This is a genomic window from Vibrio sp. Isolate25 (genome assembly GCF_022398025.1).
Lineage (GTDB): Bacteria > Pseudomonadota > Gammaproteobacteria > Enterobacterales > Vibrionaceae > Vibrio > Vibrio coralliilyticus_A.
This window is the reverse complement of the sequence record NZ_JAKEUT010000001.1, coordinates 1,002,886-1,016,967: the sequence shown is the minus strand read 5'-3', so window position 1 is coordinate 1,016,967 and position 14,082 is coordinate 1,002,886. Positions and strand designations below refer to the sequence as shown.

General features: G+C 42.9%; 14 protein-coding genes. 6 read left to right on the top strand and 8 right to left on the bottom strand.

Annotated features, from left to right (window positions below):
- The first annotated feature begins 1 nt into the window (after window position 1).
- Together L1D15_RS04460 and L1D15_RS04455 are read left to right on the top strand one after the other, a co-directional pair.
- Window positions 2-2,008 (top strand): hypothetical protein, encoded by a 2,007-nt coding sequence (locus L1D15_RS04460; protein WP_239874801.1) that lies wholly within the window; start codon window positions 2-4, stop codon window positions 2,006-2,008.
- Window positions 2,001-2,912, top strand: coding sequence for a hypothetical protein (locus L1D15_RS04455; RefSeq protein ID WP_239874800.1), 912 nt, complete (start codon window positions 2,001-2,003; stop codon window positions 2,910-2,912). The genes L1D15_RS04460 and L1D15_RS04455 overlap by 8 nt, the downstream gene beginning before the upstream one ends.
- A gap of 241 nt (window positions 2,913-3,153) precedes the next feature.
- Here L1D15_RS04455 and L1D15_RS04450 read toward each other — a convergent pair whose 3' ends face one another.
- Both L1D15_RS04450 and L1D15_RS04445 read right to left on the bottom strand, forming a co-directional pair.
- A complete protein-coding gene (locus L1D15_RS04450) occupies window positions 3,154-4,407 on the bottom strand; it encodes a peptidoglycan DD-metalloendopeptidase family protein (protein ID WP_239874799.1) in 1,254 nt (417 codons plus the stop codon).
- Window positions 4,408-4,492: 85 nt separating this feature from the next.
- Complete coding sequence (locus tag L1D15_RS04445) at window positions 4,493-5,386, bottom strand: AraC family transcriptional regulator (protein ID WP_239874798.1); 894 nt, start codon at window positions 5,384-5,386, stop codon at window positions 4,493-4,495.
- Window positions 5,387-5,577: 191 nt separating this feature from the next.
- Here L1D15_RS04445 and L1D15_RS04440 point away from each other — a divergent pair, with 191 nt between their 5' ends.
- Window positions 5,578-6,783 (top strand): sugar efflux transporter, encoded by a 1,206-nt coding sequence (locus tag L1D15_RS04440; protein WP_239874797.1) that lies wholly within the window; start codon window positions 5,578-5,580, stop codon window positions 6,781-6,783.
- Between the two features lie 33 nt (window positions 6,784-6,816).
- Here the strand turns inward: L1D15_RS04440 and L1D15_RS04435 are convergent, their stop codons facing one another.
- The 6 genes from L1D15_RS04435 to L1D15_RS04410 are packed head-to-tail and all read right to left on the bottom strand — an operon-like array spanning window position 6,817 to window position 11,372.
- Window positions 6,817-7,599 (bottom strand): heme ABC transporter ATP-binding protein, encoded by a 783-nt coding sequence (locus L1D15_RS04435; RefSeq protein WP_239874796.1) that lies wholly within the window; start codon window positions 7,597-7,599, stop codon window positions 6,817-6,819.
- Window positions 7,599-8,636, bottom strand: a complete 1,038-nt coding sequence (locus L1D15_RS04430) for an iron ABC transporter permease (RefSeq protein WP_239874795.1) — start codon at window positions 8,634-8,636, stop codon at window positions 7,599-7,601. The genes L1D15_RS04435 and L1D15_RS04430 overlap by 1 nt, the downstream gene beginning before the upstream one ends.
- Window positions 8,637-8,645: 9 nt before the next feature.
- Entirely contained in the window at window positions 8,646-9,500 is an 855-nt protein-coding gene (locus L1D15_RS04425; RefSeq protein WP_239874794.1) for a hemin ABC transporter substrate-binding protein, read from the bottom strand.
- A gap of 8 nt (window positions 9,501-9,508) precedes the next feature.
- Window positions 9,509-9,925: a biopolymer transporter ExbD gene (locus tag L1D15_RS04420; protein WP_239864341.1), complete on the bottom strand. Its 417-nt coding sequence runs from the start codon at window positions 9,923-9,925 to the stop codon at window positions 9,509-9,511.
- The gene (locus L1D15_RS04415; protein ID WP_239874793.1) at window positions 9,922-10,611 is read right to left on the bottom strand and encodes a MotA/TolQ/ExbB proton channel family protein; all 690 of its coding nucleotides are present in this window, start codon (window positions 10,609-10,611) and stop codon (window positions 9,922-9,924) included. Before L1D15_RS04415 ends, L1D15_RS04420 begins: the two co-directional genes overlap by 4 nt.
- 2 nt (window positions 10,612-10,613) lie before the next feature.
- Window positions 10,614-11,372 carry an energy transducer TonB gene (locus L1D15_RS04410; RefSeq protein WP_239874792.1) on the bottom strand — a complete coding sequence of 253 codons (759 nt, stop codon included), beginning with the start codon at window positions 11,370-11,372 and terminating at the stop codon, window positions 10,614-10,616.
- 169 nt (window positions 11,373-11,541) lie between these two features.
- Between L1D15_RS04410 and hutW the strand changes: the two genes are divergently transcribed.
- The 3 genes from hutW to hutZ all read left to right on the top strand — a co-directional run bounded on the left by hutW (window position 11,542) and on the right by hutZ (window position 14,041).
- Window positions 11,542-12,915, top strand: coding sequence for a heme anaerobic degradation radical SAM methyltransferase ChuW/HutW (hutW, locus tag L1D15_RS04405; RefSeq protein ID WP_239874791.1), 1,374 nt, complete (start codon window positions 11,542-11,544; stop codon window positions 12,913-12,915).
- An 11-nt stretch (window positions 12,916-12,926) separates the two neighbouring features.
- On the top strand, window positions 12,927-13,430 hold the full coding sequence (gene hutX, locus L1D15_RS04400) for a heme utilization cystosolic carrier protein HutX (protein WP_239874790.1): 504 nt from the start codon (window positions 12,927-12,929) through the stop codon (window positions 13,428-13,430).
- A gap of 80 nt (window positions 13,431-13,510) precedes the next feature.
- Window positions 13,511-14,041, top strand: coding sequence for a heme utilization protein HutZ (gene hutZ, locus L1D15_RS04395; RefSeq protein WP_239874789.1), 531 nt, complete (start codon window positions 13,511-13,513; stop codon window positions 14,039-14,041).
- Window positions 14,042-14,082 lie beyond the last annotated feature (41 nt).

Below are 14,082 nucleotides of genomic sequence, written 5' to 3'. Positions count from 1 at the left end.
TATGGAAAGAAATAAAAGCATTGCGGATATATTCGCTAAAAACAGAGCTGAAGAACTTCCTGATGATGTTTGGAAAATGTTTGTATATCCAAGGAATGACAGTAAGTTCGACTTAAAAAAATGGACTAAATCGACAGTAGTAGAGGGTGGAAGAGGCTCGGGAAAAACAATGTTCATTAAGTATCATTGTCACCCTACTATTTTTAGTAAGAACAAGGATATCATTCAGTTAGAAGATTTTGAATTTATCGGCTTTCACTGGAGGCCTGATACTTTTTTCGTTCAGAATATTACTGAGCATTTGCTAGGAAATCGGTGGGAATCATCTTTTGTTAGTTATATTTCTATTTCCGTCCTTATCGAATTTTCAAAGTTAATAAATAACGTTATTAATTCTAAATATGATGATGAAAAATTCAAATCTGAAATCAGCGGATTTCAACTACCCAATCCTATACTTGAGACTTTAAATATCAAACCTAAACCACTTGTAGAATGCCTAGAAGAGCTAGAAGATCAACAATATTTTTTAAGTCAGTGGATTAATTCTAACAACGGTGAAGACGCTCCATTTGTACTAGATTTAACGTCATCTATGAATTTAGTGATATCTCGACTGTCTAGACAATTTAATCAGTTTTCAAATACCACATTTAATCTTTTTATCGATGAGTTTGAAAATTTAACCTTCGATCAGCAAAAAGTTGTAAATACGTGGGTCAAACACAGCCGGAATAACTCCATAGTAAGTATTGCATACAAAAAGTACGCAAATATAACAAGACAGACTAAAAGTCAGGAAAAAATACTCATTCGAAATGATTTTAGAGTTCTTGATATAGATGCAGGCTATGCAGATGATTTCGAAAATTTAGCTGCTGAAGTTTTTTTATTAAAGTGGTCACAATATAACGATTTGCCTGATTCTAAAAAGCTATTAGATACAGTTTCAGATCCCAAGTTTGTAGATCAGCGTAGAGATGAATCATATGTTTCTAGTATTAAAAAATTTGTTAAACATGTCTTGCCAGGTATGACTTTAAAGGAAATATCGGAGCAGGTGTTTATTGATTCTGTATTGAAAAACAAACTCGCAAATACAATCACACAAGGATTAAAAGACAATAACTCTAAACTTTCGGCATCATCATTTATAGACTCTCGATATTTTCAAGCTAGTGTAGTTAACGCTGCGCTTGTTAATAGAAAGTCTAGCAATATAAATCCTGAATTGGTTTTGATTGAGTTTGAAAAATACAAATCTGGTGAGAATTCAAAGTATAGAAACTGGATTCCAAATAATCTAAAGGGCGTTTTACTTTACTTATATAGTACAACAAACAATAAAATATGCCCTATTTATTCTGGATTTGACCAGTTTACTTTGATGTCAAAAGGAAACTTGAGACACTTTCTAGAGTTATGCCACCAGTCATTTTCAAAGTTAGAAGATATACACGAGCATGAAGAATTTGTTGATATTGTTCCTATCGATATTCAGCTTAATTCTACAAAATACACAAGTAAACTAGAGTTAGACAAAATTGCAGACTTAGGGAGAGATGGGAAATACCTCAAGAGAATAGCTAGACGTTTAGGTAGGTTATTTGCCTATAGCCAGTCAAGAAGATCTCAAAGCGAACCTGAAGTTAACCACTTTAGTATTCCAATGTCAGATAAAAGTTCACTGAAACCAGAAGTATCCCAGTTACTTAATGAATGCCTAATGTGGTCCGTTCTTTTTGAAGAAGAAAGTACAAAAAATAAAACAGAAATAGTTATCGAAGAGTATGATTATGTTCTTCATCCTGTATTATCTGCTCATTTTAACATCAGCCCGAGTAAAAGACGTAAGTTGAGCTTATCTATAACTGATATAGAGGCTCTATTTATAGGAGATGATGATGACTTCCAGAAGGTACTACAAAAATTTGAGAAAAAATGGAATTTGACGAACGATAAACTTCAGGATAGTGAAATTTGGGAGCAGTTAAGCTTATATGATTGATATCCAAAAAATAAAAACTTCTGAAACAATGGAAGGTCTAGAGCTTTTCAAGTACCAAGTGATTTTCCACGGAAATGTAGTAGATGAAAGAACTAGAGCAGTTTTCGACTCAATACGCTCTCTAGGAAATGATACACGTTGTCAAATTAAGTGGGATAATCAAAAAAAACAAATGCGTGTCAATGAACAGTATTTGACACTATCTGAGTTCCGTAAAAAGTTTGAGTCACTGGAAGTATGTGATGTTATGCTTGACTCTACTTCGTTAGACTTCCCCGAATTAGTCTATATTTTTCAATTATTCAAAGAGAAGCCTGTAAGTATTGATGTCTTATATTTGGAACCTAGAGACTATTTGAAGAAGCACTCAGACATTGGCGAGTACAATTTTGATTTAACTAGCAAGCAGCAAAATTTTACAGGCTTGCCCGAGTTTTCAGTGCATACTGGTAATCATAGTGTATCTTTAGTTGCACCACTAGGTTTTGAGCCTATGAGGTTAGGTCAGTTAATTAACAGCGATGAAGGAAAAATGTATGAATCAATTAGTGGAATGGTTGCTATACCAGCCTACAAACCAGGTTGGGAAAATCGTTCTATTAAGTCAAACCTAAGGCATTTCTCTAATACTTTATCGCCAGAGCTGTTGCTGTATCCAAGTGCAAATCCCTATCAAATTTATAAGCAGATTTGTGATATATCTAATGCCTTCCCTCAGTTATTGCTTGCGCCTTTAGGTACCAAGCCGTCAACTGTTGCTATAGCATTGTATATTGTTAACAATTTTTCATCTAATACTCGAAGATCCTATGTTAGTGCGGTGTACGATTTCCCTGAAAAAACAAGTGGTAGGACTATAGGGATTGGAAAAATTTATCTGTACAAGCTATCTTCTAATCGATAGTCGATTGACTTATTCTCTACATTGTGCATTCTTTAGTCCAATCTACTTAGGCACTTGTAATCGATTTGCATAACTAGGTGTCGAAAACTCTCTTATAATCAAGGGTTTACGAAAGGTTTTTAGGGAGCGATAGGGTTCAAATCCCTATCTCTCCGCCATTTTTAAAGATTAAACCGCTGTTTTTACAGCGGTTTTTTCGTTTTTCATTTTGATAAAACGGCGCGGTTTACCAAAGGTTGCTTTATACCTCTCTCTCTGTACTGTTTTGCCGAGCGGCAACTTTTTCATCAAAACTGGCCACCTTACCTGCAAATGCTTTTGATAGGTTCTTAGGAATGGATGTGGCTAGAGGTAAGTTCGCTTTCATTGGGTCGACGGCTCGATTTCGCACGAGTACTTCAAAATGAAGATGCGGTCCAGTGAGGCGACCAGTTGCGCCAGATAGAGCTATCTTCTGGCCGCGCTTAACCTGCTGCCCTTTCTTTACTAAAAAGCGACTTAGGTGTAGATATCGTGTTTTATAAACACTGTTGTGCTCTATTACTAGGTACTTACCAGCATATGGGTGGTTTCTTATCGCAATCACTTTACCATCTCCCGTTGAATAGATAGGCGTTCCGACAGGTGTGGCGAAATCTGTTCCATTATGAGGTGAAACTCTGCCTGTTACGGGGTGTTTCCTTTTGGGGTTAAAGGGGGAGGTAATTCTTCTGTAGGCTCGTGCTATTGGAAAACGATCAAATGCTTGCTCTAGGCTATTTCCCTCACGGTCATAGAAGCGCCCATCCTCCGCGAGAAAAGCAGCGACCTCTCTTCCTCTTAGCGACAACGCTATGCCTTCGATTTCCGCATTTCCAGTTTTATGTGTGTCCAAAAACTGTTCATTGACCAGAATGTTAAAACTATCGCCGGTACGTAAATCCCGGGCGAAGTTGACTTTATCTCTCAATATACGCGTGATATTTGCAATCTGTGTAGTTGTTAAACCGAGTTGATGCGCTGCGATAGAGAAGCTGCCGTTGATTTCACCGGAATAAAGCGTTGAGCGCCATTGGCTGGGTTGTTCATCGAAGCGATAGGTGAACTGGCCACTACTGTCTTGTTCATAAATGGCTTGCTCTACTAGACTCTCGTGAAAAATCAGAGATAGCAATTTCCGCTTATCCCTATCAATCACGAATTCTAAGTGGTCACCTGGTTTTATCGTATCTAGCTTAAGTGAAGTTAAATCCGCTTCCAGTACCTCCTGTAATGTCTGATAAGGCAACCCCCATTCAGAGAAGATAGAGCTTAATGTATCCCCAACTTTTGCGATGTAATGTACTTTCATTGGCTGGATATCTGGAGTGATTGCACCTGGAAGTGACTGATACATGACTTTCGTTATTTGTTGAGTGGTGGAGGGCATTGTTTCGGTGTGTTCAATTTGGATGAGTGCGGCGGTGGTAAAGCAGGTGATAGCAATCAGGATCAGGGCTAGACGATTAACTGGCATGGCAAATTCAGCTGTGATTTAAATGGTTATGTTATAACATATCATTTTTGTATTTTGTAGTGTTCATCTTAAGGAGGAGACGGGCTTAGACTGGCTTAAATTGCCTACGAAACGCAGAAGGCGTTGTGCTTTTCATTGCCCTAAATTGGCGGTTAAAGTTTGAAAGGTTTTGAAAACCTGTTAGTTCGGCAACCAGTGAAACTGGCTTGGTCGAGCTTGCTAATAACTCGCATGCTTTGCCGATGCGATATTGCTTTAAGTGTTCTGAAAAGCTGACGCCATAGTGTTTTTCGTACATACGGTAAATAGAACTTTCGCTCATGTGAAGAAGCTGACACAAGTCAGACACTTTGATGGGCTGATGGTAATGGGTTTCGATGTATTTACGAGCTTCTTCTATTCTCAGGTAAGACTCTTTGTCATCTTTAAATTGGTGTAAATAATAAGGAGACGCCGACAACCTACGCTTGTTGTCATCTTCAAGTAACAGCATGATTATATCTATTACCTTTAATACTTGGCGCTGTGGAGGTAAATCATCAAAGTGATCCACAAGCACACTGACTTTCTCAGCCACTTCCTTACTGAATTCGATCCCGTAGGCTGAGTTGTTTAACAATCGTTTTAATTCGCGAGCTTCTGGGATCAGCTCTTGTATCTTTTCAAGCCACTGATGTTTTAGCCATATTACTACGGTGTGGTGCGCGCTTTCCTCTACTCCCGATAAACGCCCTGCGAGCATGTGAGGTAGCCCTGGGCCATACAAAAACATTGATTGATGGTTGATTTTACCAATGCTGTCACCTGCGAAATAATTGCCCTCGAATACCCGTTGTGGATCAAGGTATAACACCAGTTCGTACTCTGCATGATAGTGCCAAGCACAGGCGTATTCGAGCTTAGGCACTGGGCTGCGAAAGTGTTTTACCAGCCAATTGAAATTGGATGTATGACGAATATTTTCGATAAATGGCTTCAAGGGAAAAGTCCTTACTAAAGTAATCCTAAACTCAGGAAACTAGCTAAAAGCTGTCAGTGAAAATGTCATTATTGATGGAAAAGTATCAGAGTTAGGTCGAATACCATTAATTTAGCCGCCATTGATTGATTAGACTAGAGCGGATCTCACAGATGAGCACAATTCGTCCATTAGGTATAAAGAGTAGATAAATGTATAAAGATCAAACTGCGATATTATTTATTATTACTGCCTTTGTTTCAGGCTTATGCGGTGCCTTTTTTTATCCACTTTCAAGTTTGTTTATTGTTGAAGCATTAGGCGCCTCACCTATGATGTTATCAGCTTACATGGTGACAGCCGTGACAAGTTCAGTGATTGTGTCACAGATCATCGCTCGATATTCTGACCAAGGCTGGCAAAGAAAAAGAATTCTGGTGACCTCACTGAGCTGCTATTTCATTACGGTCGTCAGTTTTATTTTTATCAGAGAGTACTGGTTGGCCATCCTTGTTGTCACCTTGTTTGGTAGTGTGAGTGGTGCTGCATTTGGTCAACTCTTTGCCCTGGGAAGAGAATACGGTGATAGTAAACTCGAAGATAGCACTAGCTTTCTTTCTATCATGAGAGCCGGGATTGCCATCGCATGGGTATTCGGGCCTCCTATTGCTTTTGTTCTTAAAGCTCAGTTTGGATTTAGTGCTTCATTTGCTGTGTCCGCGATCATAGTGAGCGTTGCGATTGTTGTCATTATACGCTACCTGCCTAGTGGTGTTACAAAGGCTTCTGGGAATGAAAGAAATAGCAGATTACTCGGCTCGTCAGTGAATGTTCTGACGGTGTTATACGCTTTTGTCGTGGTGTTCGCTTTTACAGCCAACAACCTATACATCGTTAGTATGCCTTTGTACTTATCTCAAGAGGTCAAGGTCGAAGCGAACTGGTTGGGCGTACTATTTGGAGTTGCTGCCTTATGTGAAATACCAGTCATGTTCTATGCTGGTAGGTTGGCCGCCAGATATAGCGCGGTACGTATCATGTGTGTAGGGCTTTTTAGTGGATGTGTGTTTTTTCTGACGATGTTGATGGCGGTGGATAAAACCACGTTGATCTTAGCTCAGATATTCAATGGTATCTTTATTGGTAGTTGTGCGACATTAGGTATGGTCGTCTTACAAGATATGATGCGCGATAGATTGGGAACGGCATCGACGCTTTTTTCCAATTTGCTCAATGTGAGCATGTTAGTGGCTAGCTTAGCGGTTGGACTGGTTGGTGAAATGTATAGTTATTACAGTGCGTTCTATGTCTGTTTATCGGCTGTGGTGTCTGCTTTATTACTGCTTGTGTTGTTTTCGTATAGTACTAAAAGAATGCAAGATCGTCGGCTCGTTGCGGAGAACACGTTGGGTGGGTAATGAGCAAGGAGCGCTGGTTGCGCTCCTTTTCGGCTATGCCGCTGGGTAAACCATGGGGAAATCCAGAGATGGATGTTTGTCTACCAAAGACTTATAGCCGTAGACGGATTCAATCATTTCAGATGTCAGAGCTTCCCAAGGTGTGGCGTCACACACCAGCCTTCCATCATGCAGTACAACAAGGCGACCAGAATATTGAGCAGCCAAATTGAGGTCATGCAAGACCACAACTACGGCGGTGTTTTGCTCGTCTGCAAGTTGGCGGGCAATCTTCAACGTATTGTGTTGATGCGCAAGATCGAGTGCGGATGTCGGCTCATCGAGCATCAAAATCTTATTATCACCTGAGTGAGACAATTGAACTAGCACGCGTGCAAGATGCAGACGCTGTTTTTCACCACCAGATAGAGAAGGGTAGAGGCGCTCGGCAAGGTGCGCAACATCCGTCCTCTCCATGTATTGTTTTGCTAACGTTTGAGTCTGTTTGTTGGGCAAGTTAAGTGGAATCGCACCAAGCTCAACAACTTCATGCGCCAAAAATGGGAAGTTCAAAGTGCTGTGTTGAGGCAGCATTCCAAGATGCTTGGCCAGTGTGCCTGCTTGCCACTCTTTTCGATGCTTACCAAAGTACTGAATGTTATTGTTGGATGGGATTTCACCACATAGCAATTTAAGTAATGTGCTCTTGCCTGCGCCGTTAGGCCCAAGTAGGGCGGTCACTTCCCCTGACTTTATTTCGATGTCGATCTTGTCCAGAACCTTGCGCTCGCCAAAGTCCATTGAGATGTTCTTTCCGGATAGTACAACGTTACCCATTACAGAATCTTCCCTTTTTGTTTGAACAGCAAATAGATAAAGAATGGCGCGCCAATAATAGCAGTGACGATACCTACAGGGAGCTCTGCTGGAGCGAAAGCGACTCGAGAGAACATGTCAGCAATGGTGAGGAGCAGAGCACCCATCAATGCTGACATCGGCAGCAGGCTACGATGATCAGGTCCAGACAGCATTCTCCCCAAATGAGGAATAATCAAACCAATGAAGCCTATCATGCCTGACACACTAACAGTCACACCAACACCAACTGCGGTTAGGAGGATGAGCTGGCGCTTAAGTTTTTGAACGGGAATCCCAAGATGGTTTGCTTCGGCTTCTCCGAGCAACAATGCGTTGAGAGGCATAGCCTTACGCATAAAAATAATCATTAGAAGGAGTAAGGTCACAGCACATAGGGTAATACTGGTCCAGTTGGCACCAGCTAGGGAGCCCATTTGCCATAATGATAAATCACGAAGCATTTGGTCATTGGCGATGAAATTCATAAAACCGATGCCTGCGACAGATAAAGCACTGAACGCGACACCTGCCAGTAGCATGATGGTGACTGACGTCCCCATTTTATTAGTACCGAGTTTATAGACCATCACGGTTGTCAATGCCCCACCGAAAAAGGCGAATAAAGGCACGGCGGCGAAATTCATCAACTGTGGGTAGTCGATGCTGAATGTTGCAAACATCACCATCGCAAAAGCAGCACCCAAAGAGGCACCGGCAGAAACACCAATAATACCGGGTTCGGCCAGTGGGTTGCGAAACAAGCCTTGCATAACGGTGCCACACATCGCTAAGATGGCACCAACCAGCATAGATAAGATAGTGCGAGGAAAGCGGATCTCATGGATAACCATATTGATGTGAGGTGCTAGCTCATTTGAGCGGATAACGAGACTATAAAAGCTGTCCATAAAACTGATGTTCATTGGACCTACGGTCACTGATGCTAACGCGGTCAGCGCTAAAACGGAGCTAAACAGTATTAGAGCAGCAGATAAAGGGATACGACGTAACGACATGAGCGAAATTTATTCCATGGTAGTCAGCAGTAAGCTCAAACGTTCAGCTTCAGAGAGACTTTTTAGGCCCAAGCCACCGACAAGAGCGTGTCCATCCACTGTGATGATGTTTTTTGACTGACCCGCAGGCGTTGCGGCCAGCAGTGGCATTTTGGCTAAAATGGCATCGGCTCCTCCCATTTTTTCATAACTACGGCCGCTTACCAGAATGACATCAGGTTGCATCTCGAGCATAGCTTCGGTGGATAATGGCTTGTATGAATCCAGCTTACTTGCTGCGGGATTGATGCCTCCCGCTAACTCAATGATTGCGTTAGGTGTTGTGTTAGCGCCAGCAACGTTGGCAGGGCGTCCTTCATGAATCAGCAGAAACAGGACTTTTGGGGCTTCTTTGGTTTTCGCTTTGTTTTTCTCAAGGCTCGAAATCTGTTGGTTTACTTCCGCTTTGAGCACTTCAGCATTTTTCTGGCTATCGGTTAGCGCTGCGATTTCATCAATACGTTCCAGCAAGCCTTCAGGAGTAGGTAAGGTATTGACGATATTGACCTCAACACCAGCAGTTTTGAGTTGACTCAGGCTCGTTTCTGGCCCCATTTCATCGGAACCAATCAATCGTGTTGGGTTAAGTGCCATCAAGCCTTCAGAGGATAAATTACGATGGTAACCGATCTTCGGGAGGGTTAAGTTTTGCGGCAGTTCGCTGGTGACATCGACGGCAACCAGCTGGTTTTGCTGCTCTAAGGCGAGGATAAGTTCGGTCACCGCGCTACCCGCACTGATGATACGTTCATTTGCTATCGCTGTTGCAGCAACCGTAGAAAGGGATAGGGCGGCAATTCCTTTGATCAATGTTTTCTTAAGCATAATAGACTCTATTGTTTTAATTCTTCCGTAAGCAGTTGTGTCGCCTGAATACCGTTTTCTTGTAAGAAGGCGAGTAGCTTGACGAGGTACTGCACGTCGGCGGTTTTTTCTGCACCAATCACTATCGGATGATGGTTTGATTTATGCTCCTCCAGAAGAGCAAGTTTGAAGTTTTCCCAATCAATATATTCTTTGCCATTGATTGCCCAGTAAGGCTCATTTGCAAGAAGGTTGACGGTAATAGATTTAGTATCCACTTCCGCGACTGCTTGCGAGTCAGTTGTTGGAAGATCGACTTCCAGCGAATCGAGCTTGACGGCGGCGGTGAGCATCAGGAACACCATGACAATAAAAATAATATCCAGTAGAGGAGTAAGATCAGGCGTTAGACCGAAGTGACTCTTCTCTTGTGATACTTTAATCATGATGACGCCTCGGCTAATGGTATTGGGGCTTTCGCTGATACTTGAGGCGAAACGTGTTGGAGACTGATGCCTTCCAACCACAAGTTAACGTAGTTGAGTGTGTGTTCTAGTTTTGCCATGACTTTATCGGCCCATAGGCCAAGCAATTGAGCACCAGCAATGGCAGGGAGTGCGATCAGCAGACCGGCAGCGGTTGTGCGCATCGCTAAACCAAGGCCATCTGCAAGATCGTTGGGTGTAATACTGCCCGTTGATGTGGCAACACCTTTGAACATTTCAATAAGGCCAAGTACGGTCCCCAAGAGACCGATAAGAGGGCTGATCACACCGATGAGAGTCAGCAAGCGAAGGCCAGAATTAAGTTGATGACGCTTTTCTTGAAGCCACATACCCGCAGCATCTTCACGCAAAACTTTGGAAAACGAATGGTGAGCTAGTAGCATAGCCACACCCTTATATAGCAGCGGGCGGCGCGGAGAGAGTTTCTCAGCCAGTGCTTCTAGTTGCTGTTTGTCTGAAGGGGAGATTTGGTTGAGCTCGTTACGGATAGCGCGCTTACCCACTCCCAGACTGATCATGACTTGAAATAAACGTTCGGTGATGATCATTACAGTTAATGTTGAACAAATGATCAGTGGCCATGTCATCAGGCCAAGCTGTTCTTGTAATTGATGTAGTTGTTCCATTGTTAATCCAATTTAAAGCGAACGGGTAATCTGACGCGGTGGGCCATTTTTTGTCCGTTAACGATGTGCGGGGAAAATTTCCACTTTTTGATGGCTTTCAGAGCAGAGTTATCCAAGATGGTTGCTCCGGAAGAAGAAATTAAGATTTGTCTGACCTGATCACCGTTCTCATCCAGCCAGACTTCATACATAGCTACGCCTTCAATTTTTCTTTTCTGTGCGAGTCTTGGATAGACAGGTCGAGTCGGTTTCGATAAGAAGCTAGGTCTGTTTACCAGTACCGGTTCTTGGCTAACGCCTTGGTTTACTTCAGCAGGTTGAGGTTTCGTTTGTTCCACAACCTCTTTTTTCTTTTCTGGCTTCTCTGCAGGTTTTTTAGCAACAGACTGTTCTTGTGGTTTCTTCTGCGTTGTTTTCTTAAAGGGGTGGTCAGTCTTTTTCTCAACCACCTTTTTCTGTTGTTTAGGTGTCTCTTTCTTTACTACCGGCTTCTCTTTTACCATCGGCTTTTTTACTGGCGGTTCGACTTTCGCCGGTTCAACTGCTTTAGGAGGTTCAGGTGCTTCTACGGGTTGTTCAGCGACAGGTTCCGGTTCAGCTGGTGGTTGTGGAGTGGGTACGGCTTTGAAATTGATAGAGACCGTGGAAGATTGCGCACCAGCAGGCATCGCATGAAGCTTTGGCTCATCAGCGACAAAGAGAATTGCGGTATGAAGAGCAAGGGAAACGCCTCCTGCTATCGCATATCTTTTTAGGTTCACTACCAGCCTCACGAATGAATCATTTTTTACAACATGGAATGAGATTATTACTTACAATCGAAATAAGATCAATTATCAATTGCATTATCATTTGTGCCATTTTATGATCGTTGGCAGTTTTGAAAGATTTAGCGCGAGCCCTTGTGGAATAAGCGTTAAGAGATGTTATGTGATGTTAGATATTGATAAATTTGATGAATCTGTTTTGGGAGAGGATACGCCTGATCCGTTGCGATTTGCGTTCCCCAAAAAGTATTCTGCTCATGCGGGCGGTATGGCATCTCCCATCATGCCTGAGCAAAAAGTGCCACTTCTCAACACCTTGTATGAACAACAAGGTCAACGTAACAAAAAGCGTTGCCTATACATTCATATTCCTTTCTGCCGGGTCCGATGTACTTTCTGCAATTTCTTCCAAAATGCTGCGAGCCGAAAACTGGTTGATGACTACTTCGAAGCACTGATTAATGAAATCAAACTGAAGAGCGCTTTGCCTTGGACACAGACCGGTGTTTTTCATGCGGTTTATATTGGTGGTGGAACACCGACCGATCTCTCGGCGGAGCAGGTTGAGCGTTTGGGTAAAGCCATACGTCATTACTTCCCGCTTGCTACAGATTGTGAGATCACCTTAGAAGGGCGAATCAATCGATTCAGCGACGAAATGTTTGAAAGGGCTCTGGAAGGCGGTTTTAACCGTTTCTCCTTTGGTATTCAGAGTTTCGATACCAAAGTCCGCCGTAGTGCAAAACGTCTGGACGATCGTGAAGTTGTACTGGAGCGTGTCGCGCAGCTCGCCGCCACCGAAGAGGCGCCAATCATTCTTGACCTTCTATACGGTCTTCCGTATCAGACGCTAGATGTATTTGAGCAGGACTTGAATGATTTCATGTCGACAGGCGCTCACGGGTTAGATCTCTATCAGCTTGTGGTCGGTGGAACCGCGCCGATGCTGAATTTGGTTGAAAAAGGCAAGATATCACCCCCAGCAACGACACCAGATAAAGCATCAATGTATGAACTTGGCGTCGCGTTTATGGACAAACATCATATGCGTCAGCTAAGTGTTAATCACTGGGCAAGAGACAATCGAGAGCGCAGTCAGTACAACAGCCTAGCAAAAACATACGCTGAAGTATTACCTATCGGTTGTGGCGCTGGTGGCAACATCGGTGGTTATGGAATGATGAATCACCGCACATTAGACACTTACATGAACGCGATGAAGTCTGGTGGTTCAGTCGTCGCGATGATGACCAAGCAACATGCGCTGGAGCCTTTGTTTGCTGCGATTAAGTCTGGTTTCGACAAAGGTGTCGTTAGCCGTCATCAACTACCTTTATTAGCAGGTGAAGATACGTTTGAGTTCTTTATGCCGCTGTTTGAAGTATGGCAGAACAAAGGCTTAGCCCGTATTGAAGGGGATTATCTAGTGTTGACTTTAGCTGGCAGCTTCTGGGCAGTCAGTCTGGCACAAGCCTGCATTCAAGTATTGCAAAAAGCACATTGTGAAGTAACCGCGTCACACAAAGTGGCACTCTAAGTGGAATTATTATGGAAGCACTAAAACAACAAGTCGCTCAACTGATAGAGCAAGAACCGACACTTCTACCTGCTGCAATTGCAGAGCGTTTAGAGGTGTCTGAATTCGAAGCAGTAGCAGCTCTACCAGAAGAGATGATTGCTTTGACTCCGGGAGAGCAGGCTCAGTCTGTCTTGGAAAACTTGGTCGGTTTTGGCCCAGTGACAACCATTGTTCATTCGTTCGGTTCAATCTTTGAAGTGAAGGCTCCATTTCCGAAAGGCAAAGCTGCTAGAGGCTACTACAACCTGATGGGTAAAGAAGGCGAGCTTCATGGTCACCTTAAGTTAGACAACGTGAAAAATATTGCGTTAGTTAGCAAACCGTTCATGGGACGTGAGAGTCACTACTTTGGCTTTTTTTGTGAACAAGGTAATAACATTTTTAAAGTCTATCTAGGACGCAACGAAAAGCGTGAGCTGATCGCTGAACAGGTAGAAACATTCAAGCAGTGGCAGCAAGAGCTACGTAAATAAATAGGAGCTCCGGCATGACAGGTTATGCCGGAAGCCAAGATTATTAGAAATAAAAAGTATTGAAAAGTCAGGAGTTCAAAATGGATCCACAAGTAAAACAAGAGCGTCTTCAAGGTCGTCTTGGTCCGGAAATCAAAGAGTTTCGCCAAGAGCGTCGCACGCTTCAACTAGCCACCGTTGATGCTGATGGTCAACCGAATGTGAGTTATGCGCCATTTGTTCAAAACCAGGAAGGTTATTTCATCCTGATCTCGGAAATTGCGCGTCACGCTCGTAACCTTCAGGTTAACCCAAATGTTTCCATCATGATGATCGAAGACGAAGATACGTCAAAGCAGCTGTTTGCGCGTAAGCGTCTGACATTTGATGCAGTAGCAAGTGTCGTTGATCGTGAGTCTGAACAATGGCAACAAATTGTGGGTCAGATGAAAGAACGCTTCGGTGAAATCATTGATGGTCTTAGCCAACTGCAAGACTTTGTTCTATTCAACCTGAAAGCTGAGAAAGGTCTGTTTGTAAAAGGCTTTGGTCAGGCTTATCAGGTATCGGGTGATGATCTGGTTGATTTTGTCCACCTTGAAGAAGGGCATAAGCAGGTAGAAAGCGCTTAAGTTGCTCAATTAAGGTCGAAAACTGTCTGATAAGGGAGCTA